The 24,427-nt window shown below is 67.5% G+C and carries 24 protein-coding genes and 1 tRNA gene; 22 read left to right on the forward strand and 3 right to left on the reverse strand.

Annotated elements, in window-relative coordinates; all coding sequences use genetic code 11:
- The first annotated feature begins 45 nt into the window (after positions 1–45).
- The 18 genes from RJ1_RS35260 (at position 46) to RJ1_RS35345 (ending at position 17,602) form a co-directional block, all read left to right on the forward strand.
- The gene (locus RJ1_RS35260; protein ID WP_073367247.1) at positions 46–1,008 is read left to right on the forward strand and encodes a tetratricopeptide repeat protein; all 963 of its coding nucleotides are present in this window, start codon (positions 46–48) and stop codon (positions 1,006–1,008) included.
- A complete protein-coding gene (locus RJ1_RS35265) occupies positions 1,005–2,000 on the forward strand; it encodes an HAD-IIA family hydrolase (protein ID WP_073367250.1) in 996 nt (331 codons plus the stop codon). Before RJ1_RS35260 ends, RJ1_RS35265 begins: the two co-directional genes overlap by 4 nt.
- A 77-nt stretch (positions 2,001–2,077) precedes the next feature.
- Entirely contained in the window at positions 2,078–2,305 is a 228-nt protein-coding gene (locus RJ1_RS46350; protein ID WP_073367252.1) for a hypothetical protein, read from the forward strand.
- A 1-nt stretch (position 2,306) separates the two neighbouring features.
- Complete coding sequence (locus RJ1_RS35275) at positions 2,307–3,137, forward strand: TlyA family RNA methyltransferase (RefSeq protein ID WP_073367255.1); 831 nt, start codon at positions 2,307–2,309, stop codon at positions 3,135–3,137.
- Positions 3,134–4,096 (forward strand): NAD kinase, encoded by a 963-nt coding sequence (locus RJ1_RS35280; RefSeq protein ID WP_073367258.1) that lies wholly within the window; start codon positions 3,134–3,136, stop codon positions 4,094–4,096. The genes RJ1_RS35275 and RJ1_RS35280 overlap by 4 nt, the downstream gene beginning before the upstream one ends.
- 2 nt (positions 4,097–4,098) lie before the next feature.
- The gene (recN, locus tag RJ1_RS35285; protein WP_073367260.1) at positions 4,099–5,871 is read left to right on the forward strand and encodes a DNA repair protein RecN; all 1,773 of its coding nucleotides are present in this window, start codon (positions 4,099–4,101) and stop codon (positions 5,869–5,871) included.
- A gap of 110 nt (positions 5,872–5,981) precedes the next feature.
- Positions 5,982–7,166, forward strand: coding sequence for a putative cytokinetic ring protein SteA (gene steA, locus RJ1_RS35290; protein WP_073367263.1), 1,185 nt, complete (start codon positions 5,982–5,984; stop codon positions 7,164–7,166).
- The gene (locus RJ1_RS35295) at positions 7,163–8,113 is read left to right on the forward strand and encodes a copper transporter (RefSeq protein WP_073367265.1); all 951 of its coding nucleotides are present in this window, start codon (positions 7,163–7,165) and stop codon (positions 8,111–8,113) included. Before steA ends, RJ1_RS35295 begins: the two co-directional genes overlap by 4 nt.
- Before the next feature lie 141 nt (positions 8,114–8,254).
- On the forward strand, positions 8,255–10,030 hold the full coding sequence (gene pyrG, locus RJ1_RS35300; protein WP_073367268.1) for a CTP synthase: 1,776 nt from the start codon (positions 8,255–8,257) through the stop codon (positions 10,028–10,030).
- Between the two features lie 14 nt (positions 10,031–10,044).
- Positions 10,045–10,713, forward strand: a complete 669-nt coding sequence (locus RJ1_RS35305; RefSeq protein ID WP_073367270.1) for an NUDIX domain-containing protein — start codon at positions 10,045–10,047, stop codon at positions 10,711–10,713.
- Position 10,714: 1 nt separating this feature from the next.
- Positions 10,715–11,641: a site-specific tyrosine recombinase XerD gene (xerD, locus tag RJ1_RS35310; protein WP_174695059.1), complete on the forward strand. Its 927-nt coding sequence runs from the start codon at positions 10,715–10,717 to the stop codon at positions 11,639–11,641.
- Between the two features lie 58 nt (positions 11,642–11,699).
- Positions 11,700–12,707 carry a ParA family protein gene (locus RJ1_RS35315; RefSeq protein ID WP_073367273.1) on the forward strand — a complete coding sequence of 336 codons (1,008 nt, stop codon included), beginning with the start codon at positions 11,700–11,702 and terminating at the stop codon, positions 12,705–12,707.
- Entirely contained in the window at positions 12,708–13,595 is an 888-nt protein-coding gene (locus RJ1_RS35320; protein ID WP_073367276.1) for a segregation and condensation protein A, read from the forward strand. It begins immediately after the preceding gene.
- Positions 13,592–14,284 carry an SMC-Scp complex subunit ScpB gene (scpB, locus tag RJ1_RS35325; protein ID WP_073367278.1) on the forward strand — a complete coding sequence of 231 codons (693 nt, stop codon included), beginning with the start codon at positions 13,592–13,594 and terminating at the stop codon, positions 14,282–14,284. Before RJ1_RS35320 ends, scpB begins: the two co-directional genes overlap by 4 nt.
- A 16-nt stretch (positions 14,285–14,300) precedes the next feature.
- Positions 14,301–15,329 carry a pseudouridine synthase gene (locus RJ1_RS35330; protein ID WP_073367280.1) on the forward strand — a complete coding sequence of 343 codons (1,029 nt, stop codon included), beginning with the start codon at positions 14,301–14,303 and terminating at the stop codon, positions 15,327–15,329.
- The gene (cmk, locus tag RJ1_RS35335; RefSeq protein ID WP_073367283.1) at positions 15,326–16,015 is read left to right on the forward strand and encodes a (d)CMP kinase; all 690 of its coding nucleotides are present in this window, start codon (positions 15,326–15,328) and stop codon (positions 16,013–16,015) included. Before RJ1_RS35330 ends, cmk begins: the two co-directional genes overlap by 4 nt.
- Complete coding sequence (der, locus tag RJ1_RS35340) at positions 16,012–17,439, forward strand: ribosome biogenesis GTPase Der (RefSeq protein WP_073367286.1); 1,428 nt, start codon at positions 16,012–16,014, stop codon at positions 17,437–17,439. The genes cmk and der overlap by 4 nt, the downstream gene beginning before the upstream one ends.
- A gap of 86 nt (positions 17,440–17,525) precedes the next feature.
- Positions 17,526–17,602: transfer RNA gene (locus RJ1_RS35345), tRNA-Pro, on the forward strand.
- A 93-nt stretch (positions 17,603–17,695) separates the two neighbouring features.
- Here the strand turns inward: RJ1_RS35345 and RJ1_RS35350 are convergent.
- Complete coding sequence (locus tag RJ1_RS35350) at positions 17,696–18,457, reverse strand: L,D-transpeptidase (protein ID WP_073367289.1); 762 nt, start codon at positions 18,455–18,457, stop codon at positions 17,696–17,698.
- Positions 18,458–18,639: 182 nt separating this feature from the next.
- Here RJ1_RS35350 and RJ1_RS35355 point away from each other — a divergent pair, with 182 nt between their 5' ends.
- Positions 18,640–19,518 carry a sigma-70 family RNA polymerase sigma factor gene (locus RJ1_RS35355; protein WP_073367291.1) on the forward strand — a complete coding sequence of 293 codons (879 nt, stop codon included), beginning with the start codon at positions 18,640–18,642 and terminating at the stop codon, positions 19,516–19,518.
- A 13-nt stretch (positions 19,519–19,531) separates the two neighbouring features.
- On the opposite strand, the gene RJ1_RS35360 is transcribed toward RJ1_RS35355, so the two are convergent.
- On the reverse strand, positions 19,532–21,004 hold the full coding sequence (locus RJ1_RS35360) for an MFS transporter (protein ID WP_073367294.1): 1,473 nt from the start codon (positions 21,002–21,004) through the stop codon (positions 19,532–19,534).
- A 154-nt stretch (positions 21,005–21,158) separates the two neighbouring features.
- On the opposite strand from RJ1_RS35360, the gene RJ1_RS35365 reads away from it, so the two are divergent.
- On the forward strand, positions 21,159–21,599 hold the full coding sequence (locus RJ1_RS35365; protein WP_073367297.1) for an SRPBCC family protein: 441 nt from the start codon (positions 21,159–21,161) through the stop codon (positions 21,597–21,599).
- A 6-nt stretch (positions 21,600–21,605) separates the two neighbouring features.
- Here the strand turns inward: RJ1_RS35365 and RJ1_RS35370 are convergent, their stop codons facing one another.
- A complete protein-coding gene (locus RJ1_RS35370; RefSeq protein WP_073367300.1) occupies positions 21,606–22,241 on the reverse strand; it encodes a TetR/AcrR family transcriptional regulator in 636 nt (211 codons plus the stop codon).
- Positions 22,242–22,451: 210 nt separating this feature from the next.
- Here RJ1_RS35370 and RJ1_RS35375 point away from each other — a divergent pair, with 210 nt between their 5' ends.
- Positions 22,452–23,255, forward strand: a complete 804-nt coding sequence (locus RJ1_RS35375) for an SDR family NAD(P)-dependent oxidoreductase (RefSeq protein ID WP_073367303.1) — start codon at positions 22,452–22,454, stop codon at positions 23,253–23,255.
- A gap of 41 nt (positions 23,256–23,296) precedes the next feature.
- On the forward strand, positions 23,297–24,418 hold the full coding sequence (locus tag RJ1_RS35380) for a DUF5938 domain-containing protein (RefSeq protein ID WP_073367306.1): 1,122 nt from the start codon (positions 23,297–23,299) through the stop codon (positions 24,416–24,418).
- Positions 24,419–24,427: the final 9 nt, after the last annotated feature.

Here is a 24,427-nt window from a genome sequence, read left to right on the forward strand (position 1 = left end):
GGGACCCAATATACTGGGTCCCCTTTCGTGGTTTGTGTGAAAGGAATGACTGTGTCGGAGAGTGACGACGGACGTCGATCCTTCCGCGGAGGCAGTGCCTCCTCCAGCGATCGAGGCGGCGCCTCTGATAATCGTGGCGGTGCGTCCGGCGGCAACCGCGGCGGTGCCGGCGGTTCGGGTCGCGGTGGCTCGTCGGGCGGTCCCCGTCGCGATTCGCGCGACAACCGTGGTGGCGGCGGCGATCGTCGTGGCGGCGCCCCTCGTCGTGGCGGCGAGGGCGGCTTCGCGCCCCGCGGACGTGAAGGTGACCGTCCGCAGCGGCAGCAGGCTCGTCCGGACGAACCGGATCTGCCCGAGAACGTCGAAGCCGGCGAACTCGATCCCGGTGTTCGCCGCGACCTCCTGAGCCTGGACAAGACGAACGCGAACACGGTTGCGCGACACCTGGTGATGGCCGGAAAACTCGTCGACGACGATCCGCGCCTCGCGCTTGCACACGCTCGGGCTGCACGTCAGCGCGCCGGTCGCATCGCGGTCGTGCGTGAGGCGGCGGGCATCACCGCCTATCACGCCGGCGAATGGGCGGAGGCTCTCTCTGAGTTGCGTGCTGCTCGTCGCATGGCGGGCGGTCCCGGGCTGCTTGCGGTGATGGCGGACTGCGAACGTGGACTGGGCCGTCCGGAGCGTGCGATCGAACTCGGACGAAGCGAAGAGGCTGCCGCGCTGTCGGGTGATGAGGCCGCCGAGCTGCGCATGGTGGTGGCCGGAGCGCGCATGGACCTCGGGCAGTTCGATCAGGCTGTTGTCACGCTGCAGACCCCCGACCTCGACGCTTCGCGGACCGGTCCCGGTGCTGCTCGACTGTTCTACGCGTACGCGGATGCCTTGGTGGCGGCCGGTCGCATCGAGGACGGACTGAAGTGGTTCCTCAATTCGGCGGCGGCGGATCTCGAGGGTGACACCGATGCGGAGGAGCGTGTGGCCGAGTTGACCGGAGACGATCAGTGACGGCTCTGCGCGACGGTTACGACGCTCTGCTGCTCGACCTCGACGGCACCCTGTACCAGGGTCCGCTCGAAATCCCCGGTGCACGTGAGGCTTTGGCGGCCGGGGATCAGCCGCTCTACTACGTGACCAACAACGCCAGTCGCAGACCGGGCGAGGTCGCGGAACACCTGACCGAACTCGGCTTCACTGCCGACGAGTCGACAGTGGTGACGAGTTCGCAGACCGCGGCCAGGCTACTCGCGGAGAACGTCGCACCCGGTTCGCCGGTGCTGATCGTCGGCACCGAAGCGCTTGCCGACGAAGTCCGGAACGTCGGGTTGCGTCCGGTGCGGTCGTTCGAGGATGCGCCCGCGGCTGTGGTTCAGGGGCATTCACCGACCACGGACTGGGCGATCCTCGCCGAGGCGACCCTGGCGATACGCGCCGGTGCGGTCTGGGTGGCGGCGAACCTGGATTCGACCCTGCCCACCGAGCGCGGTCTCGTGCTGGGCAATGGATCGATGGTTGCGGCGTTGCGGACGGCCACGTCCCGCGAACCGCTCGTGGCGGGTAAGCCTGCCGCGCCGCTGATGGAAGATGCGATGCGGCGGAGTGGCTGTGTGCGTCCGCTCGTCGTCGGCGACCGGCTCGACACCGACATCGAAGGCGCCGACAACGTCGGTCTCGACTCGTTGCTGGTGCTGACGGGAGTGAGCACCGCAGCCGACGTGCTGCATGCCGCCCCAGCTCAACGCCCCACGTATCTGGCAACCGAACTGGACGCCCTCAACCGGCCGGCCGAGGAGTCGCGCATCGGTGAGGACAGCCGCTGGTCTGTCGAGTTCGACGGCACCGATCTGGTGATCGAACCGACCACCGATTCGGCGGAGCCGGTGGATTCGGCTGCGCTGCTGCGAGCAGTGACTGTCGGTGCCTGGAAATTCCCTGACTTCACGCGAATCACGTCGACGACTCCCGCTGTGAGCGCGGTCGTGTCCGGCTGGGGTGCCTGACACCGGGAAAACCCGCGTTGTTCGTCACGCGATTCGCTGTATGCGTATCGGAACGCGATGGACTAGCGTTGTGCCCGATGAGCACGCCAATACCGCGCCCAGGAGCCCATCTACCTGGGCCTCCTCAGAGTGTCGACCCCGACAAGATCCACACGGAGGTCGACGGATTGTTGTCGCGGCTCGGAGCCGTCGAACCCGATCCCGACGACGAGCATGGCGTCGGGATCATTCCGCGCAAGGCCCATCTTCTCGAGAAGGCGCACGAAGTGCTGGTGGAGGCACTGGCCACCGTGGACAAGATCTGACGTGGCCCGAAGAGCACGGGTGGATGCCGAACTCGTTCGGCGGGGACTGGCCCGGTCCCGAGAACATGCGCAGGAACTCATCGCCTCGGGGCGAGTACTGATCTCGGGCGCGGCGGCTACCAAGCCCGCCACCGCCGTCGAGGCGGGAACACCGCTACGTGTGGTCGAGGTCGACAACGAAGTGTCCTGGGCATCGCGTGGGGCACACAAACTGCTCGGAGCGCTGGAGGCCTTCGGGCCCCGCGGACTCGAGATCGAGGCGAAGCGCTGCCTCGACGCCGGCGCGTCCACCGGGGGTTTCACCGATGTGTTGCTTCACCACGGTGCGCGGGAGGTCGTGGCGGTGGACGTCGGCTACGGCCAGCTGGTGTGGCGGCTGCAATCGGACGACCGCGTCCACGTCGTGGACCGGACCAATGTGCGATCCATCGACGCCGAGCAGATCGGCGGGCCGGTGGATCTGGTGGTCGCGGATCTGTCGTTCATCTCCCTGAAGCTCGTTCTCCCGGCGTTCGTCGCCTGCGCGGCGGAGGGTGCGGATCTGATTCCGATGGTGAAACCCCAGTTCGAGGTCGGCAAGGATCACGTGGGTTCCGGCGGAGTGGTGCGCGACCCCGAACTGCGGCTCGCGGCGGTACTGGATGTGGCGAAGACGGCGGCGTCGCTGGGACTGCGTACCGTCGGTGCTGTGGCCAGTCCGCTGCCGGGACCGTCGGGGAACGTCGAATACTTCCTGTGGCTGCGCGCGGATGTCACACCCGGGACGGATGATGTACCGGTCGAGTCGGTGGAAGAGTTGATCCGCACCGCGGTGCAGGAGGGACCACAGTGAGCGGGGGAAGCAGCGGCACCCAGCAACGCGAGCGGGAGATCCTGCTCGTGGCGCATCCGGGCCGCGCCGAGATCACGGAGACCGCGCGACGGGTCGGCAAGATCTTCGAGCGCGCCGGTATCGGACTGCGCGTGCTCGTCGACGAGGTCGACAGCACCCGCATCGAACCGATGGACGCCATGGCGGCCGACGAATTCCTGGTGCCCGGACTGGAAGTCACCATCGTGCAGGCCGGCCCCGACGCGGCCCTCGGTTGCGAGATGGTGCTCGTCCTCGGAGGGGACGGGACGTTCCTCCGGGCAGCGGAACTCGCGCAGGCCGCATCGATTCCGGTTCTGGGCATCAATTTGGGCCGGATCGGGTTCCTCGCGGAAACCGAGGCCGAGCACCTCGACGAGGCTCTCGCCCAGGTGGTGCGTCGTGAATACCGCATCGAGCATCGGATGACGCTGGACGTGCTGGTCCGCGTGGACGACGAGATCATCGAACGTGGGTGGGCGCTCAACGAGGCGAGCATCGAGAACCGGTCCCGGCTCGGTGTCCTCGAGGTGGTTCTCGAGGTGGACGGCCGCCCCGTGTCGGCTTTCGGCTGCGACGGGGTCCTCATCTCCACGCCCACCGGGTCGACGGCGTACGCGTTCTCCGCGGGCGGCCCCGTGGTGTGGCCGGAACTCGAGGCCTTGCTGGTGGTCCCGAGCAACGCACACGCGTTGTTCGCGCGGCCCCTCGTGACGAGCCCGGATTCGCTGATCGCCGTGGAGACGGTGGCCGGCAGCCATGACGGACTGGTCTTCTGCGACGGTCGCCGAACACTGGAGTTGCCCGCGGGAGCCCGCGTCGAAGTCGTGCGTGGCAAGGAACCCGTTCGTTGGGTACGACTGGATTCGGCTCCGTTCGCGGACCGGATGGTGCGAAAGTTCGAGCTGCCCGTCACCGGGTGGCGAGGAAGGAAGCCCTAGACGTGCTGGCAGAGATCAGGATCGACAACCTCGGCGTGATCTCCGAGGCGTCGGCGCAATTCCACGAAGGTTTGACGGTGCTCACCGGTGAGACCGGTGCGGGCAAGACGATGGTGGTGACGAGCCTGCACCTGCTCAGCGGTGCGCGGGCGGATGCGGGCCGGGTACGACTCGGCGCGCCCCGTGCCGTGGTCGAGGGCAGATTCATGACGGACGAGGGCTCGGAGCACGTCGAACGTGCCGTCACCCGGTTGCTCGAATCCACGGGCGCCGAACGGGACGAGGACGGCACCATCATCGCGGTACGCACCGTCGGAAGCGACGGCCGATCCCGGGCTCACCTGGGTGGGCGCAGCGTTCCGGCGGGCGTGCTGTCCGAGTTCACCGATCCGCTGCTCACCGTTCACGGGCAGAACGATCAGCTGCGGCTGCTGCGCCCGGACCAGCAGTGCGCAGCCCTGGACAGATTCGCAGACAAGGCGGTCGGCCCGCTGCTGGCCCGGTACCGCAAGCACCGCGACGAATGGGTGACCGCACGTTCGGAGCTGATCGAACGGACGGGCCGTACCCGGGAACTCGTTCAGGAAGCCGACCAACTGACGTTCGCACTCAACGAGATCGACGGCGTCGCGCCCACTCCAGGTGAGGACGAGTCGATCGTGTCGGAGGTGCGCAGGCTCAGCGAGCTCGACTCGCTGCGCTCGGCGGCGGAGGAAGCGCACGCCGCCCTCGCCGGTGGCGACGACATGGACGGCGACTCCGGGGCGGCACCCGCGCTGGACTTGCTGTCGGAGGCGCGGGCCCGCATCGAATCGGCCACCGACCCCGAACTCGACGGGCTCGGACCGCGCCTCGCCGACGCGATCGCGGTGGTCACCGACGTCTCAGCCGACCTGACCACGTACCTCGCCGGGCTTCCGGCGGATCCGGGGGCACTGGATTCGTTGCTGTCGCGGCAGGCGGAACTGAAGAACCTCACCCGCAAGTACGCCGCCGACGTCGACGGGGTACTGGAGTGGGCAGACAACGCCCGCGCGAGGCTCGAGAAGATCGACGTGTCCTCCGACGCGTTGGCGGCGCTGACGAAGCAGGTCGAGGAGTCGGCCGCGTCCACCGCGGAGGCCGCGTCGAAACTGACCACGGCCCGCGTCAAGGCGGCGACCAAGCTCGCCAAGGCCGTCAGTGCCGAACTCGCGGGTCTGGCGATGGGCCGGGCCGCGCTCGAGGTAACCGTCCGCCCTCGGATCGCCGGACCGCAGGACACGGCGCCGCTCACCGTCGACGGCACGGAACTGCACGCGGGATCGTCGGGCGTCGACGAGGTGGAATTCCGGCTGTCGGCGCACAGCGGCGCGCAGTCGCTGCCCATCAGCAAGAGCGCGTCCGGCGGCGAGCTCTCGCGTGTCATGCTCGCACTCGAGGTGGTCCTCGCCGGCTCCGATTCGGGTGCGACGATGGTGTTCGACGAGGTCGACGCCGGCGTGGGTGGCCGGGCCGCGGTCGAGATCGGCCGGCGGTTGGCCCGGCTGGCCCGGACGCACCAGGTGATCGTGGTGACGCACCTGCCGCAGGTCGCGGCATTCGCGGACACCCACCTGGTGGTCGACAAGGTCGACGACGCGGACGGCGTCGTCAGCAGCGGCGTGCACACCCTCACCGACGACGAACGGGTGGTGGAACTGGCCCGGATGCTGGCCGGACTCGACGACACGGAGACCGGTCGCGCCCACGCGGAGGAGCTGTTGGCCACCGCCAACGCGGAGCGCTCCGCCTGAACAGGCCCGGCGCAGCGTCGGCCGCACCCGTGGTAATGGTGTGACTGATGTGGTAAACGGTTCGGCGCGCCTCCACAGGTCGGTCCCGCTTCCGGTCCATCATCGAATCCATGAAGATGCCGGCACTGCTGTCACGTAACACCGAAACTTTGCCTGGGGTCAGCGGCATCGCCAGGGTGGATCGCAACACGGCCAAGTTGCTGCGACGCGTCGGACCCGGTGACATCGTCGTCCTCGACGAGCTCGACCTCGATCGCGGAACCGCGGACGCGCTGGTGAAGGCCGGCGTTCTCGCAGTGATCAACGCGTCTCCCTCCATCTCGGGGCGCTACCCCAACCTGGGGCCGGAGGTGATCGTCGCCAACGGGATCCTCCTGGTCGATTCGGCGGGCGCCGAAATCTTCAAGAGCATCAAGGACGGCAGCAAGGTCCGGGTGAACGGGGGAGGCGTCTACTCCGGGGAACGGCGCATCGCCAAGGGCGACGAGCAGACCGAGGCGGAGATCTCCGACCGGATGATCGAGGCGAAGACCGGTCTGGTCGACCACCTCGAGGCGTTCTCCGGCAACACCATCGAGTTCATCCGCACCGAGAGCCCACTGCTGATCGACGGTGTCGGTGTGCCCGACGTGGATGTCGACATGAAGGAACGGCACGTCGTGATCGTGTCCGACGGCCCGGACCACGCGTCCGACCTCAAGAACCTCAAGCCGTTCATCAAGGAGTATTCGCCGATCCTTATCGGCGTCGGCGCCGGCGCGGACGTACTGAAATCGGCCGGCTATCGTCCCGACCTCATCGTCGGCGACCCCGAGGACATCACGAGCGCGACGCTGAAGTCGGGCGCCGAGGTGGTGCTCCCCGCCGACCAGGACGGTCACGCGCCCGGTCTGTCGCGCATCCAGGATCTCGGCATCGGAGCGATGACGTTTCCCGCCTCCGGATCGCCGTCCGACCTGGCGCTGCTGCTGGCCGACCACCACGGTGCGTCGCTGATCGTCACCGTCGGCAGTACCGTCTCCCTCGACGAGTTCTTCGACCGCGGCCGCCGCGACAGCAACCCGTCGGCGTTCATGACCCGCCTGAAGGTGGGGCCGAAACTGGTGGACGCCAAGGCCGTGGCGACGCTGTACAGGAGCCGGGTGTCGGGCGGCGCGATCGCACTGCTCGTGCTGGCCGCGCTGATCGCGGTGATCGTGGCCCTGGTCGTGTCCAACATCGGCGGCGAGGCTCTCGACTGGGCCGTCGCGACGTGGAACAGCTTTGCGTTGTGGGTTCAGGGGTTCTTCAAGTGATTTCTCTGCGTCAACATGCCATTTCCATAGCGGCGATCTTCCTGGCTCTGGCGATCGGCGTGGTCATGGGATCCGGCTTGCTGTCGAGCGGTCTCGTGTCGGGACTGCGCGACGACAAGGCGGACCTGCAGACCGACGTGGAGAAGGCGAACGAACGCAACAACCAACTGACCGAGCAGTTGAACTCGGCGGACGGCTTCGACTCCGCGGTGGGCGGCCGGGTGGTGGCCGATTCGCTCGCGCAACGCACCGTGATGGTCGTGACGACCCCCGACGCCGACCCCGCGGACCTCGACGGGGTCAACCGCATGATCGCCCAGGCGGGTGGGTCGGTGACCGGACGGGTGTCGTTGACCGATTCGTTCGTGGACGCCACGGGCGGCGACCGGTTGCGGACCGTCGTCAACAACGTGATCCCCGCCGGGGTCACCCTGAAGACGGGCGCCGTCGATCAGGGCAGCCTGGCGGGCGATCTGCTGGGCTCCGTCCTCATGCTCGGCAAGGAGACCAGCCAGCCGCAGAGTTCCGCGCAGGAGATGGTCCTCGCCCTCGAGACCCTCCGCGGTGCGGGCTTCGTCAGCTACGACGACGGGGCCGTCCAACCGGCGCAACTTGCCGTGGTCCTGACCGGGGACCGTGACGTGGAGGACGGCGTCAGCGGCAACCGTGGTGCGGTCGTGGCCCGGTTTGCGGGCGCGCTGGACTCTCGCGGCGCCGGGGCGGTGCTCGCCGGACGTCCGGCCTCGGCGCAGGGGAATGGTGCGGTCGCCGTGGCCCGGGCCGACGCGGCCCTCTCGGCGGCGCTCACGACGATCGACAACATCGACCGGGAGGCGGGCAAGATCACCGTTCCGCTCGCGCTCCAGGAGCAACTGGGCGGCGGCGCCGGCCGGTACGGCACCGGTCCCGGCACCACCGGAGTCACCGTGGGGGCCACGCCGGCGTAGCGCGGGTCACATCGGGGCGGGCAATCGCGGCGCGTTGTTTCCGGGACGTCCACAGAGGTGTTACCGTGAAGTCCCGTGGGTCGGCAGGCCCCAGCATTGCTCGAACAGACCAAGCCCTGCACAGTCGTCACGGGAGCCCCTTTGCCACAGTCACGCACTCATTCGCGTACCGCTACCAAACACATCTTCGTGAGCGGCGGCGTCGCCTCCTCACTCGGCAAGGGCCTCACAGCCTCGAGCCTCGGGCAATTGCTGACCGCGCGGGGAATGCGCGTGACCATGCAGAAACTGGATCCGTATCTCAACGTCGATCCGGGCACGATGAACCCGTTCCAGCACGGCGAAGTGTTCGTCACCGAGGACGGTGCCGAGACCGACCTCGACGTCGGCCACTACGAACGTTTCCTCGACCGCGACCTGTCCGGTCAGGCGAATGTGACCACCGGCCAGGTGTATTCGACCGTCATCGCCAAGGAACGTCGCGGCGAATACCTGGGCGACACCGTCCAGGTCATTCCGCACATCACGGACGAGATCAAGAGCCGCATCCTGGCGATGAGCGGTCCGGACCTCCAAGGGCACCGCCCCGACGTCGTCATCACGGAGATCGGTGGCACCGTGGGCGACATCGAGTCGCAGCCGTTCCTCGAGGCGGCACGTCAGGTGCGTCACGACGTCGGACGCGACAACGTCTTCTTCCTCCACGTCTCCCTGGTCCCGTACCTGGCGCCGTCGGGTGAGCTCAAGACGAAGCCGACCCAGCACTCGGTTGCCGCGCTGCGGAACATCGGTATCCAGCCGGACGCCCTGATCCTGCGCTGCGACCGCGAGGTCCCCCCGGGCCTGAAGAACAAGATCGCGCTCATGTGCGACGTCGACGTCGACGGCTGCATCTCGACTCCCGACGCCCCCTCGATCTACGACATCCCGAAGGTATTGCACAGCGAGGGCCTCGACGCGTACGTCGTGCGCCAGCTGGGTCTTCCGTTCCGCGACGTCGACTGGACGGTGTGGGGGAACCTGCTCGAGCGCGTCCACCAGCCCCGCGAGACTGTCCGGATCGCCCTGGTCGGGAAGTACGTCGACCTGCCGGACGCTTACCTGTCCGTCACCGAGGCGCTCCGCGCCGGCGGATTCGCGAACCGCTCGAAGGTCGAGATCTCCTGGGTGCCGTCGGACGCGTGCGAGACGGAGGCCGGAGCGCAGGCCGCGCTCGGTGACGTCGACGGCGTGCTGATTCCCGGCGGCTTCGGCATCCGCGGTATCGAGGGCAAGCTCGGCGCGATCCGGTATGCCCGCCACCGGAAGATCCCGCTGCTCGGACTGTGCCTCGGACTTCAGTGCGTCGTGATCGAGGCCGCGCGCAGCGTGGGTCTCGACGACGCCAACTCCGCCGAGTTCGAGCCCGAGACCACGCACCCCGTGATCTCGACGATGGCCGACCAGGAAGACGTCATCGCCGGCGAGGCGGACCTCGGCGGCACGATGCGCCTCGGCGCGTACCCGGCCGTTCTGACGAAGGGCTCGGTCGTCGCCAGGGCGTACGGCAGCGAAGAGGTGTCGGAGCGTCACCGTCATCGCTACGAGGTCAACAACGCGTACCGCGACCGGATCGCGAAGAGCGGACTCCGGTTCAGTGGGACCTCTCCTGACGGTCACCTCGTCGAGTTCGTGGAATACCCGGCCGACCAGCACCCCTTCTTCGTCGCGACGCAGGCGCATCCCGAGCTGAAGAGCCGTCCGACGCGTCCGCACCCGCTGTTCGCGGCGTTCGTCGACGCCGCGCTGAAGCACAAGCTCGAAGAGCGTCTTCCCGTGGACGTGCACGGCGAGGAGCGTGCGAACGCTGCCGTCGCCGACGAACTCGAAGAGTCCGCCGACCGCGACGAGGTCGCGTCGGTCGACAGCGCCGGATAGGAGCGACACGGAGCATGACCGACACCGGCCGGCACGAATTCGCGACGCTCGATTCACGCACCGTCTACAGCGGCGCCATCCTCGCCCTGCGAGTGGATCACGTCGCGATGCCGGACGGACGGACAGCGGAACGTGAGGTCGTCGAGCATCACGGGGCAGTCGCCGTCGTGGTGCTCGACGACGAGGACCGGGTCGTCCTCATCCACCAGTACCGGCACCCGGTGGGACGCCGGTTGTGGGAGATCCCGGCCGGCCTGCTCGACGAACCGGGGGAGGACCCCGTCGACGCCGCCGCACGCGAGCTGGCGGAGGAGACCGGACTCGGGGCCCGTCGCTGGTCCGTTCTCGTGGATGTCGTTCTTTCACCCGGGTTCACGGACGAGTCCGTGCGCGTGTTCCTCGCCCAGGATCTGTACGAGGTGGACCGGCCCGACCCCGAGGACGAGGAGGCCGACCTCGAGATCGAGCGGATTCCGCTCGACGAGGTCGTGTCGATGGTGTCGAACGGGACCATCGTCAACGCGACTGCCGTGTCCGGGGTGATGGCTCTCGCCGCCGCCCGGTCGCGCCCAGGCGGTCTCGGCGAACTCCGCGACGTAACCGCACCGTGGGTCGATCGCCCCGAGAGGTTCGGCGAGAGGAAACGCGCACGCGCCGCCGGGGACGAAACCGCGCGAGCATGACGTGGTGATGACGCGGCAGGTGGATTCGTACCTCGACCACATGGCCGTCGAACGCGGAGCCGCCCGCAACACCCTCGGTTCGTATCGCCGCGACCTCGAGCGGTACACGCAGTTCCTCGCGGACCGGGGCGTCACCGACATCGGCCGGGTCCGGGAGCAGGACGTCAGTGATTTCGTCATCGCTCTGCGGACCGGCGACCCCGCCCGCGAACTGCCTCCGCTGGCCGCGAGCTCCGCAGCCCGCGCCCTGATCGCGGTGCGCGGATTCCACCGATTCGCCGCCGCGGAAGGCGTGATCGCCGTGGACGTGGCGCGCGACGTCCGGCCGCCGTCACCAGCCAAACGGCTCCCCAAGTCGCTGCCGGTGAACGAGGTGCTGGCGCTGCTCGAGGCAGTCGGAGGTACCGGTCCCGCGGACGGACCGCGTGCCGTCCGTGACCGCGCACTGCTCGAGCTGCTGTACTCGACCGGTTCCCGCATCTCCGAGGCCGTCGGACTGGACGTCGACGACATCGACACCGAGACCCGGTCGGTGCTGCTGCGCGGCAAGGGCGGCAAGCAGCGGGTGGTGCCGGTGGGGCGACCCGCTGTCGAGTCCCTCGACGCCTACCTGATCCGGGGCCGGCCGGCGCTCGTGTCCAGGGGAACACCCGCCCTGTTCCTCAATGTGCGCGGCGGACGGTTGTCCCGCCAGAGTGCGTGGAAGGTGTTGCAGACGGCCGCGGACGCCGCCGGCATCACCGCCGCGGTGTCACCGCACACACTGCGGCACTCGTTCGCGACGCACCTGCTGGACGGCGGCGCCGACGTCCGGGTCGTCCAGGAGCTGCTGGGGCATGCGTCGGTCACGACCACACAGATATATACGCTGGTGACAGTGGGTGCGCTGCGCGAGGTGTGGGCCGGCGCGCACCCCCGGGCGCGCTGACCCAACGCGTGTCGAGGGGAAATTTCACGGTACGAAGCGGTAGCGTTCGTATAACGATGTGAGATCGGCAGCGACCATCGAGAGAACAGGGGATCATCGGACCGTGGTGACACCGCAGCCGCCAGCGGCGGAGTCAGAGCACTCGCAACTGGAGGGCGACATGTTCGACGCGCGGCAGACCGGTACCGCAGCCTTGTTCGAAGAGAACGACGCTGCGGTAGTTCAGGGTGAGCTCGGGCCCACGGGGCGCCCGACGCGTGAGGTGCCGGAACCGGCCCCGCTGCCTTCTCACGGCCCCGCCAAGATCATCGCGATGTGCAACCAGAAGGGCGGCGTCGGCAAGACGACGTCGACCATCAACCTGGGTGCATCACTCGCCGAGTACGGTAGGCGCGTCCTGCTCGTCGACCTCGACCCGCAGGGCGCCCTGTCCGCAGGTCTCGGAGTGGCGCACAACGATCTCGAACTGACCGTCCACAACCTGCTCGTCGAACCCCGCGTCTCGATCGACGACGTCCTGATGCGGACCAGGGTCGAGGGCCTCGACCTTCTGCCCAGCAACATCGACCTGTCGGCGGCGGAGATCCAGCTCGTCACCGAGGTCGGCCGGGAGCAGACGCTCGGGCGGGTGCTGCATCCCGTCCTCGACCGGTACGACTACGTCCTCATCGACTGCCAGCCGTCGCTCGGTCTGCTCACGGTCAACGCGCTTGCGTGCGCGGATTCGGTGATCATCCCGATGGAGTGCGAGTACTTCAGCCTGCGCGGCCTGGCGTTGCTCAACGACACGGTCGAGAAGGTCCACGACCGGCTCAATCCGCGACTGGTACTCGCCGGCATCGTCGTGACGATGTTCGACTCGCGGACCCTGCATGCCCGCGAGGTGATGGCCCGGGTGGTGGAGGTGTTCGGTGACCTCGTGTACGACACCGTGATCAACCGCACCGTGCGGTTCCCCGAGACCTCGGTCGCCGGGGAGCCGATCACCACCTGGGCGCCGAAGTCGACCGGCGCCGAGGCGTACCGTGCGCTGGCACGCGAGGTCATTCACCGGTCCGGCCGGTAAGTGGTGGATACGCAGGACATTCCGGCTCCACCGCAGACCGAGAATTCGCAGACCGAGAATTCGCAGACCGGGGACTCGAAGATCGAGGAACCTCGGACCGCGGTCAAGCCCGGTTTCCGGGTCACGCTGCGGAACTTCGAGGGACCGTTCGATCTGCTCCTCACCCTCATCAACCAGCGGCAGCTGGACGTGACGGAAGTCGCGCTGCACCAGGTGACGGACGATTTCATCGCCTACACCCGGACACTCGGCGCCGAGATGGAACTCGATCAGACCACCGAGTTCCTGGTGGTCGCCGCGACCTTGCTGGACCTGAAGGCGGCCCGGCTGCTGCCCGCCGGGCAGGTGGAGGACGCGGAGGACCTTGCGCTCCTCGAGGCGCGTGACCTGCTCTTCGCCCGGTTGCTGCAGTACCGCGCGTACAAGCAGGTGGCGCAACTGTTCGGCGAACTCGAGGCGGCCGCGCTGCGCCGGTACCCGCGTTCGGTGGCACTGGAGGACCACTTCACCCAGTTGCTGCCCGAAGTGTTGCTCGGCGTCGACCCGCAGCGGTTCGCGGAGATCGCCGCGACCGTGTTCACGCCCCGTCCGAAACCCACGGTAGGACTCGACCACCTGCACGACATGCATGCGGTGTCGGTGCCCGAACAAGCGGCGCGGATGCTGGAGCTGCTTCGCGAACGCGGAGCCGGGGAGTGGGCGAGCTTCGGCGACCTGGTCTCGGAGTGTGAGGTGACCGCCCTGATCGTGGCAAGATTTCTCGCGCTGCTCGAGCTGTATCGGGAGCAGTCGGTGCTGTTCGAGCAGCCGGAGCCGCTCGGGGAACTGTTGGTGAGCTGGACCGGGGAGGGCACGGTCGCCCCGGTGACCGAGGAGGATTACGGATGAGTTCGGCCCCGTTCGACGAGTCGGACGACCAGGGCGGCGTCGACGCGGAACCCGAGCTGTCGGACACCGAACTCGAAGCGGTACTCGAGTCGCTGCTGCTGATCGTCGACTCTCCCGCCGGAGCGGACCAGCTCGCCTCCGCGACCGGCGCGTCTGTGAATCGCATCACGGAGACACTGAACCGCATGTCCGCCGAGCTCACCGCCCGGGGAAGCGGGATGGACCTCCGATATGCCGGTGACGGTTGGCGTCTCTACACCCGCACCGCGCATGCGCCCTATGTGGAGCGGCTCCTGCTCGACGGCGCCCGTTCCAAACTGACGAGGGCGGCGTTGGAAACTCTGGCCGTGGTGGCATACCGTCAACCGTTGACCCGCGCACGGATCAGTGCGGTGCGCGGCGTCAACGTGGATGGTGTGGTGCGCACACTTCTCGCTCGCGGATTGATCGCCGAAGCCGGCGTCGATCCCGATACCAACGCCACGCAGTATTCGACGACGGAGCTCTTCCTGGAACGGCTCGGCTTGGCGTCTCTCGCCGATCTTCCCGCCTTGGCTCCGCTGTTGCCGGACGTGGATCTGATAGATGACATCAGTGAGAGTCTGGAATCTGATCCACGATTTGCGAGAATGAATAAAGCTACGGCTTCCACAGAAGAGTTGGACACCGGGCTGGACACCGAAGACTGACAGGGATAGTACAAAAGTGAAGAAACCCGCTCGCCGAGATGGCACACCGGATCGCAACAACAAGAAGCAGCGCCCCACCAGGTCGGAGACCGGAGGGCGCTCGGACAGGGCTGAGACCGGTCATCGATCAGGTCGGCCCGACGCCGCGAAAGGCAAGCCCGGCAGGCCCGACCCTGCCGCGAAGAACAAGCGTGGCAAACCCAAGTCGGCCAAGCCGCAACGCGCCCAGGCCCAGGCGCCGAAGGTCAGCAACGCCAAGCCGGCCCGGCACCAGTACGCCGACGCCGATCGGCCGGCGGGACCCCCGCAGGGCGACGGCATGCGGTTGCAGAAGGTTCTGGCGCAGGCCGGAGTCGCTTCGCGTCGCGCGGCCGAAGAACTGATTTCCCAGGGTCGCGTCGAGGTCGACGGCCGTATCGTCATCGAGCAGGGACTGCGCATCGACCCCGAGAACGCGGTCGTGCGTGTCGACGGTATCCGCGTCGTCGTGCAGAAGGATCTCGTCCACCTCGCACTGAACAAGCCCCGCGGCTGGCAGTCGACGATGTCGGACGACCTCGGTCGCCCCTGCGTCGGCGACATCGTCTCGGAGCGCGTCGCCGCCGGTCAGCGGTTGTTCCACGTCGGTCGACTGGATGCCGACACCGAGGGTCTGCTGCTGCTCACCAACGACGGCGATCTGGCGCATCGACTGATGCACCCCTCGTTCGAGGTGTCGAAGACGTATCTGGCGACCGTGTCGGGCGCCCTCGAACGCGGTGTCGGAAAGAAGCTCAAGGAGGGCGTCGAGCTCGAGGACGGACCGGCGAAGGTCGACACGTTCACGCTCCTCGACATCAACGAGGGCAAGTCGCTGGTGCGCGTCACGCTGCACGAAGGTCGCAAGCACATCGTGCGCCGCCTGTTCGACGCCGTGGGTCACCCCGTGATCCGGCTCGTCCGGACGGATATCGGTGCGGTCGCTCTCGGCGATCAGCGTCCCGGCACGCTGCGGGTCCTCGGTCGCGGCGAGGTCGGCGGACTCTACGGGGCGGTGGGCCTGTGAGTACCTCGTCGTTGATCGTCGCGATGGACGGTCCGTCCGGAACCGGGAAGTCGAGCGTCTCGCGTCTGCTGGCGCAGCGGCTCGGCGCACGGTACCTCGACACCGGCGCCATGTACCGGATCGCCACGCTGCACGCACTGCGCAAGGGTGTGGATCTCACCGATCCCGACGCCATCGCCGACGCGACAGCTGGTCTGCCGTGGTCGATCGGCACCGACCCGACGCGCGAGCAGGTGCTGCTCGACGGTGAGGACGTGGGGGAGGAGATCCGCGGTGACGCGGTGACCAAGGCCGTCTCCGCCGTCTCCGCGGTCCCGGTCGTGCGCGCACTGCTCGTCGAGGCGCAGCGCCGGCTCACCGGCGAGGCCGAGCGGATTGTCGTCGAAGGCCGGGACATCGGCACCGTGGTGCTCCCGGACGCCGACGTGAAGATCTACCTGACCGCCTCGGCGGAAGCCCGGGCCCAGCGCCGAAATGCGCAAAATCTCGCGGAAGGGCGAGGCGACGACTATGCGGCCGTACTGGCCGACGTGCAGCGTCGTGACCACCTCGACTCCACGCGCGCCGTGTCGCCGCTGCGGCCGGCCGACGATTCTGTGCTGGTCGACACCAGCGAACTCGGAATCGACGACGTGATCGGCAGGTTGCTGCTGGTGGTAAGCGACAGAAGTGGAGCAGGGCAGTGACCGAACAATTCACAACCGAGTTCGCAGGCGACGGAACCTGGAGTGAGGAATCGGACTGGGAGGTCCTGGACCTCGAAGACGGTAGCGACGGCGAATCCCACGTCCCGGTTCCCACCCTCGCCGTGGTCGGGCGCCCGAACGTCGGCAAGTCGACGCTCGTCAACCGGATCATCGGCCGGCGCGAAGCCGTCGTCGAAGACATTCCCGGTGTCACCCGCGACCGCGTCTCCTACGAGGCGAACTGGAGTGGGCGCCGATTCATGGTGCAGGACACCGGCGGTTGGGAACCCGACGCCAAGGGCCTGCAGCAGTCGGTGGCGCGGCAGGCGGAACTGGCGATGCAGACCGCGGACGCGATCCTCCTCGTGGTCGATGCCGTCGTCGGCGCCACCGCCACGGACGAGGCCGTGGCCAAGGTGTTGCGCCGCTCCAAGACCCCGGTTCTCCTGGTGGCCAACAAGGTCGACGACGGCCGCACCGAATCCGAGGTGGCCGCGCTGTGGTCGCTGGGTCTCGGGCAGCCGCACTCGGTCAGTGCGACGCACGGCCGCGGCACCGGCGACCTCCTCGACGAGGTGCTCGCCGCGCTCCCGGAAACGCCCCGCGAGGGAATCCCCGGCGGCGGGCCGCGACGTGTCGCTCTGGTCGGCAAGCCGAACGTCGGGAAGTCGAGCCTGCTGAACAAGCTGTCGGGCGACGAGCGTTCGGTGGTCCACAACGTCGCGGGCACCACCGTCGACCCGGTCGACTCGATCGTGGAACTCGGCGGCAGGCCGTGGCGTTTCGTGGACACCGCGGGTCTGCGCAAGCGGGTCAGTCACGCCAGCGGCGCCGAGTTCTATGCGTCGCTGCGGACGAAGAGCGCCATCGAGGCCGCCGAGGTCGCGATTCTGCTGATCGACGCGTCCGAGCCGATCTCGGAGCAGGACCTGCGTGTGCTCAGCATGGTCGCCGACGCCGGACGGGCCCTCGTGATCGCGTTCAACAAGTGGGATCTCGTCGACGAGGACCGTCGCCTCCAGCTCGACCGCGAAGTGGATCGAGATCTGGTGCGGGTGCCGTGGGCGCAGCGCGTCAACATCTCGGCGCAAACGGGGCGCGCGGTGCAGAAGCTCGTACCCGCCCTCGACACCGCGCTGGAATCCTGGGACAAGCGGATCCCCACCGGCCGCCTCAACACCTGGCTCAAGGAAGTCATTGCGGCGACCCCACCTCCGATGCGCGGTGGACGACTGCCTCGCGTGATGTTCGCCACCCAGGCCGGGACGCGTCCGCCGACGTTCGTGCTGTTCACGACGGGGTTCCTCGAGGCCGGTTACCGCCGGTTCCTCGAGCGGCGTCTGCGTGAGGAGTTCAATTTCGACGGCAGCCCGGTCCGTATCTCGGTGCGGGTGCGGGAAAAGCGCGAGCGGCGCAGTCGCTGATCTCGCCGAATATGTTCTGACCAGGCGATTAGCGTTACGGACTGCCACTGATGTAATCTCATCGAGCACCTGAACGAGGGTGTGGACGGGCTGTGGCGCAGCTTGGTAGCGCACTTGACTGGGGGTCAAGTGGTCGCAGGTTCAAATCCTGTCAGCCCGACCAGATGATCAGCGAAGGCGGTTTCCCGGAAACGGGAAACCGCCTTTTCTGTGTCTCGGGCCTCGTGCATTCCGGGTCTTCGACACCGTGCGGGACTCAGTCCGTGACGATGACGGGGTCGCCGATCTTGGCGTTGTCGTAGAACCACTGCGCGTTCTCGGTGCTGAGGTTGATGCACCCGTGGCTGACGTTCTCGTAGCCCTGCGAGTTCACCGACCACGGCGCGGCGTGCACGAAGATCCCACCCCACGTGATGCGGGTGGCGTATTCGACGTACAGCCTGTAGCCCTCCTCCGAGTCGATCGGGACGCCGTACGTCGACGAGTCCATGATCATGTCCCGGAATTGCTCGATGACGGGGAACGTGCCGAGCGGTGTCTCGTAACCGGGTTTGCCCATCGACGCCGGCATCGTCTGCACCACCTGATCGTTGACGCTGACCGTGAACTGGTGCGTCGTCGTGTTCGCGACCGCGACCAGTGCGTCACCCACCTGGAACTGGGTTCTCGCGCCCGCCGCCTGGACGGTCACCTCGGTATTCGCCGGCCAGAAGTGGTCCGGCGTCCACTGCAGCGAGCGGTCGTCGATCCAGGAGAACTGCCCGGGCACGGGTTTCGAGGGGGTGATCTGGACACCACGCTCGGCGAGTGCGCGATCGGATACCGGCGACGCGAACCGGACGACGACAGGATGCGCGATGCCGACGACCTGCCCGCGCGCGGGGGAGAGTATCGGCGCGATGACCTTCCCGGTGACTGCCGCGGAATGCGCCGACGCGGTGGCGCTCACTCCGCACACGGCCAGAGCCGCGAGTACCGAGACGAGAAACAGACGTCCGACCTGCTGTGATTTCCACATGCCGTCCAGCCCTTCAGAGACTGTGAGCGTCATTTCAGTTAACCACGGCGATATCCGACAGCGGAACCGGGGAAACTGGTCGTAGTCCGCGCACCAGTGGGCCACGGACGACACGCCGCTGTCACATCGGCCGCGTTTCGTCGGTCACATAGTTGACAGAGGACGACGGACGGATGTGACCGATGAACGAGAACGACGTATTGGCGGAGCAGTTCGAGTCCCATCGTCCGCACCTGCGGGCGGTGGCCTACCGGATGCTCGGCTCGCTCAGCGAGGCCGAGGACGCCGTGCAGGAATCCTGGCTGCGATTGAGCCGCACGGACACCGATTCGGTGGAGAACCTGGGCGGCTGGCTGACGACGGTAGTGGCACGGGTGTGCCTGAACATGCTGCAGTCACGCAGGTCGCGGCGGGAAGATCCCCTGGATGCGGCGGTGCCCGACCCGATCGTGACCCTCTCGGACGGCAGCGATCCCGAACAGGAGGCGGTGCTCGCCGATTCGGTCGGTCTCGCGCTGCTCGTGGTCCTCGGCACGCTCGGTCCGTCGGAGCGGCTGGCGTTCGTGCTGCACGACATGTTCGCGGTGCCGTTCGAGGACATCGCCCCGATCGTCGAGCGATCCCCGGCGGCCGCCCGGCAACTGGCCAGCCGCGCACGCCGCCGACTGCAGGGAGCGCCCGTTCCCGACACCGATCCGGTCCGCCAGCGTCCGGTCGTCGACGCGTTCCTCGCGGCCGCGAGGGGCGGCGACTTCGACGCACTCGTGTCGGTACTCGATCCGGACGTTGTGCTTCGGGCCGATACGGGAGCACTGCCGGCCGGCGCTTCGACGATGGTGCGCGGTGCGGAGTCCGTCGCGGGCCGCGTTCTCGGGTTTGCGCGACTGGCTCGGTTCGCGCATCCGGCACTCGTGAACGGCGCTGCGGGAGTGGTCGCAATCTCCGAGGGACAGCTGTTGTCCGTCTTGGGCGTCACGATCCGGCAGGGGATGATCGTGGAGATCGACATCCTCGCCGACCGGGAACGCCTCGCCGGGCTCGTCGTCGAGAACCTCGACTGACGAGCCCGCCGGGTCATGCCGTTCGTCGCCCGTCGTCTCCGCGGGTGTTGCCGGTGCGCAGAGCGATCAGTGCTGCGGCGACGAGGAAGACGCTGCCGGTCAGCAGAGCTCGCTGAAAACCGGACGTGAGTGCCTCGGGTACAGGAGAATTCGTTTCCATCAGGTGCCGGGAATGCGAGGTGGCGATGGCGGCGAAGATCGCCAGCCCGAGTGCGCTGCCGACCTGTTGGGAGGCGTTCAGCAACGCCGCCGCGAGCCCGGCCTCGCCGGCCGGCACACCCGCGTTGGCCGCGGTGGTGACGCCGACGAAGACTGCACCGAGCCCGAACGACACGATCATCAGCCCCGGAAGCAGATCGGCGAGATAGGAGCCGTCGACGGGGATTCGGGACAGCAAATAGAGGCCCGCCGACGCCACGAGCGCGCCCACGACGACGACGGGGCGGGTTCCTGTCCGGGTGAGCAACTGGGAGGAAATTCCGGCCGCGACGGCGACGCCCAGGCAGAGCGGAAGGTAGGCCGCCCCGGTCTGCATCGGGGTGTATCCGAGCACATTCTGCATGTAGAGCGTGAGGAAGAAGAACATCGCGAGCAGGCCCGCGAAGGCGATCAGACCCGTGATATTGGCAGCCGCCAACCCCTTGATGCGGAAGATCGACAGCGGCAGCAGAGGATCGGGGTTGCGCTGTTCGTTCACGACGAAAGCGGCGATCAGCACGAACGCTCCGACGAACTCGCCGATCGTGCGAGCAGCACCCCAACCTTGGTCGGGCGCCTCGACCAGGGCGTAGACGAGCAGCAGCATCCCGCCGGTACCGAGCACGCTGCCCACGACGTCGAAGTTCGCGAACCTGGCGCGGCGCCGGTCGCCCGGAATCAGCGCATAGACCGCGGGTAGCACGAGAACGCACGCCAGCGGGTTGACGAACAGCACCCATCGCCAGCCCGGGCCCTCGGTGAGCACACCACCGAGAAACACGCCGACAGCGGATGCGAGACCACCCACGCCTGCCCAGACACCCAGCGCGGTATGACGTTCGGGACCCTCCTCGAACGTCGTCGTCAGGATGGACAGGGCGGCCGGAAGCATCAGCGCCGCACCGACACCCTGTGTGAGCCGGGCACCGATCAGGACCTCCGCGTTGCCGGCGAAACCACCGATCAACGACGACAATCCGATCACGACGGTGCCGGTGACGAGAATGCGACGGCGACCGAGCAGGTCTGCGAGGCGACCGCCGAGCAGCATGAACCCGCCGTACGTGAGGAGATAAGCGCTCGGCACCCACTGCAGTTCCTGCACCGAGAAGTCGAGTTCGCTACGTATGTCGGGCAGCGCGATGTTGACGATGGACGCGTCGACGAAGTCGAGAAAGGCCACGGCGCACAACAACGTCAGGGTGAGTCTGCCGCGGGCGGTGGAGAGAAAACCGGGTGCCGAAGTCGATTGTCGCGACCCGGACGCGCCGGTGACCGAGATGTCCATGTCGAAGCCTTCCTGTGTTCAGGGTCCCTGGGGGAGACGCCGGCGTCGTGGGGCGTCACTTCTATGACCGGCCGGCCGGCGGCGATGTGACCGCGCCTCGGCCGAGTCGCGGGTACTGTCGGAACCCGGCAGGTCACGGAAACGGGAGGCTGGCATGGCTGGACGGTTCGAAGGCACTGTGGTGATCGATCGCCCCATCGAGGAAGTGTTCGAGTACCTCGCTGCCGGCGTCAACGACCGGGAGTTCAGCCCCCGGGTGCAGGAGATCGTGAAGAAGACCGACGGCCCGCCCGGAGTCGGGACCGTCTTCGTCAGCACCGTGAAGGACGCCGGGATGACCACGAAGCGGGAGTTCGAGATCACCGAGTTCGAGGCACCGCGGAAGATCCGCTGGGCCGAGCGCTCGAAGAACACCGTGACCGCGAAGGAAGGCGGTTACGATCTCGAACCCTCGGGTGCCGGCACCAAGGTGACGATCTTCAACGTGCTGGAAGGCCACGGAATCGGAAAGTTGATCGCGCCTCTCGCGCTTCGGGCGGCCCGCAAGGACGCACCCGATTTCGCAAAGCGAATCAAGGCCGCCGCCGAGAAGTAGCGGGCTCTACTGCGCCGGAACGACCAGCGCCAGAACCTGATCGACGTTGTCCGCGAGAGCGTCTGCCGCTGTGGCATCGCCGGACAGATGCCTCGCGAGGCTCTGCTGGAAGAGTCCGTCGAAGACCGCGTACATGGTGGACGGGGCGAGGGTGATCGGTCGCCCCGCCAGTTCCGCGTACCGGGACACGATGCGCCAGATCATGTTTTCCAGGCTCAGGTCGATCGCGGCGACATCGGCGCGGAACGACTCCTCGAACAGCGACTGCGAGCGGAGGTCGTACCAGAGGCGGTGCATGGACGCCTCGTCGCGCAGAGACTCCACCAGCACCCGACCGAATCCTGCCTTCAACTCGTCGGGAGTGTGCGCCGTGGCGACCACGCCGTCGTACCGCGTGACGCAGCGCGCCTTGTAGTGCCGGACACAGTGCGTGATCAGATCGACCTTGTCGCTGAAGTAGTAGTGCAGGACCCCGTGGGAGAACTCGGAGTTCTGCGCGATCTCGCGGAGACTTGTGCGGGCGTAGCCGAGTTCCGACAGGGTCTGCAATGCGGCCTCGGCGAGTTGATCCCGGCGCTCGGCGAATTTGTCGACCTGACGGCGAGAAACCCGGTCGGCGTTCTTCTCGGCGACGGGTGTCACGGCGTTCTTCCTGTTCGGCTCGCGAGGTCCAGCACGGTGTGGCTCAGTTTAGCCCGGGTTCCTTGACGACTGTGTAACAAAAGCTTGACAGTCGTCAAGAGAATTCTTGACAGTCGTCCAAAGTCGAATACTCTGTGACCCACACCACAATGCGGCTTCGGTCACGCGACGTGGTTTCCGCGAATCGTCTCGGTGCGAAGGCAGGTCGGAATGAGCGTGTGTGATCTTGCAGGACGGAAAGCGCTGGTCACCGGTGGTGCGAAAGGTCTGGGGGCCGGAATGGCTGCCGCCCTCGCCGACGCCGGGGCGGCGGTGATGATCGGCGACGTCCTGGAGGACGAAGGGCGCGCGACAGCCGACACTGTCGGAAAATCCGGGGTCGACACCGGGTTCGTTGCCCTCGACGTCACCGACGACGGTAACTGGGAGCGCGCCGTCGCGGCCACCGTGGAGCAACTCGGTGGACTCGACATCCTGGTGAACAATGCGGGTATCGAGATCTCGTCACTCGTGGTCGACATCGATCCCGCCGACATCCGGCGGATGTGCGACGTGAACATTCTCGGTGTCGCGCTCGGTCTGAAGCACGGCCTGCGCGCCATGCGTCCGGGGGGAGCTGCCGGAGCGGGCGGGGCAATCGTCAACGTCTCCTCGGTCGCCGCGACGATCCCGTTCCCCGGCATCGCCGGCTATTCCGCAACGAAATCCGCCGTCGACCGCCTGACCCGGGTCGCGGCCCAGGAGGCCGGCAAGCTCGGATACGGCGTGCGTGTGAACTGTGTGTACCCCGGGCTCGTCGCCACGGAGATGGGCCTCGGGCTGGCGGCGGACATGGAAAAACTCGGGCTGTGGCCCAGCGCCGACGCCGCGGTCACCGACGTGATCGGCCTGACCCCGCTCGGGCGCCTCGGCGAGGTCGCGGACATCGCCGACACAGTCGTCTTCCTGGCCTCCGACGCCGCCCGCTTCGTCACCGGCATCGGCCTGCCGGTCGACGGCGGCATGGGCATGTAACCGATCTCCCCGGACATTTCTCACATTCCGAAAGGCACATCATGACCGACAAGAAACCCGTCATCGTCTACGGAGTCTCCGGATACACCGGGCGGCTCGTGTGTGAATACCTGCGCGAGTTCAACATTCCGTTCATTGCGGCGGGCCGCGACAAGAAGCGGATCCAGGAAGTGCTCGATCGCATTCCCGGCCTCGACACCGTCGACCACGAAGTCGTCGAGGTCGAGCACACCGTCGCGGCGCTGACCGAACTGTTCAGCGAGGCACGCGTGGTCAGCAACATGGTCGGCCCGTTCATCAAGCACGGCGCCGTGGTCGTCGAGGCAGCCCTCGCCGCGGGATGTCACTACACCGACACGACCGGTGAGCAGGACTGGGTTCTGGACGTACAGGCGAAGTTCGGCGACCGGTTCGCGGAGAAGGGGCTGCTGCTGTCTCCGGGCGTTGCGCAGATGTACACCACCGGTGAGATCGCCGCGAACATCGCCCTGGAGACTCCGGGGTTGGACACTCTCGACATCCTGGTGTTGTGGAAGGGCTTTCCCACCTACGCGTCCACGCAGACGATCTTCACGATCCTCAAGGCCGACTGGTACTACCTGGAACAGAACCGATACGAGAAGTGGGACCCCGGTACCACGTTCGAGGTCGTGGTGCCGGGACAGCACCAGATGGCCCTCGCGCTGCCCTGGGGCGGCACCTGCCATCCCGTGTGGTTCAAGGACGATCCGCGGGTGGCGAACGTGAAGGCGGCCGGCGGCGTGTTCGACCGTTCCGTGATGGAGGGCGTCGTCGCGACGCAGAAGATGGTCGAGGAGCAGATCAAGACCCTTCCCGCGGACCAGCAGGACGCGGCGCTCGCGGAGATCGCCGGTTCCGTGCAGGCGGGAATGCCACCGAGGGAGAACCCACGCGTCAACACGTCGCTGGACTCCGTGTACGCGTCGGGGCCGTTGGGTCGGGCGCACTGCGTCATCCACGGCAACTGCAACTACAAGCAGACCGGCCTCCTGCAGGCGTACGCCGCGTACTCCCTGTTGCAGCAACCCCCGAAGCGGACGGGCCTCGCGTCGGCGTGCCAGGCTTTCGGCCACCGCGAACTCCTGGGAATCCTGCGCAGCTTCGGCCTCGTGATGGAGCCGGTCCTCACCGTGCAGAGCTGATCGTCCCGG

Origin of the sequence: Rhodococcus jostii NBRC 16295 (assembly GCF_001894825.1) — a bacterium.
GTDB lineage: Bacteria > Actinomycetota > Actinomycetes > Mycobacteriales > Mycobacteriaceae > Rhodococcus_F > Rhodococcus_F jostii.

Excerpts from the sequence above, each read along its gene's own strand:
- RJ1_RS35375 (WP_073367303.1), top strand. The coding sequence starts at position 22,452 with ATGAGCGTGTGTGATCTTGCAGGACGGAAAGCGCTGGTCACCGGTGGT.
- scpB (WP_073367278.1), top strand. The coding sequence starts at position 13,592 with ATGAGTTCGGCCCCGTTCGACGAGTCGGACGACCAGGGCGGCGTCGAC.
- RJ1_RS35365 (WP_073367297.1), top strand. The coding sequence starts at position 21,159 with ATGGCTGGACGGTTCGAAGGCACTGTGGTGATCGATCGCCCCATCGAG.
- RJ1_RS35360 (WP_073367294.1), bottom strand. The coding sequence starts at position 21,004 with ATGGACATCTCGGTCACCGGCGCGTCCGGGTCGCGACAATCGACTTCG.
- steA (WP_073367263.1), top strand. The coding sequence starts at position 5,982 with ATGAAGATGCCGGCACTGCTGTCACGTAACACCGAAACTTTGCCTGGG.
- RJ1_RS46350 (WP_073367252.1), top strand. The coding sequence starts at position 2,078 with ATGAGCACGCCAATACCGCGCCCAGGAGCCCATCTACCTGGGCCTCCT.
- RJ1_RS35355 (WP_073367291.1), top strand. The coding sequence starts at position 18,640 with ATGAACGAGAACGACGTATTGGCGGAGCAGTTCGAGTCCCATCGTCCG.
- RJ1_RS35350 (WP_073367289.1), bottom strand. The coding sequence starts at position 18,457 with ATGTGGAAATCACAGCAGGTCGGACGTCTGTTTCTCGTCTCGGTACTC.
- RJ1_RS35260 (WP_073367247.1), top strand. The coding sequence starts at position 46 with ATGACTGTGTCGGAGAGTGACGACGGACGTCGATCCTTCCGCGGAGGC.
- RJ1_RS35305 (WP_073367270.1), top strand. The coding sequence starts at position 10,045 with ATGACCGACACCGGCCGGCACGAATTCGCGACGCTCGATTCACGCACC.
- RJ1_RS35380 (WP_073367306.1), top strand. The coding sequence starts at position 23,297 with ATGACCGACAAGAAACCCGTCATCGTCTACGGAGTCTCCGGATACACC.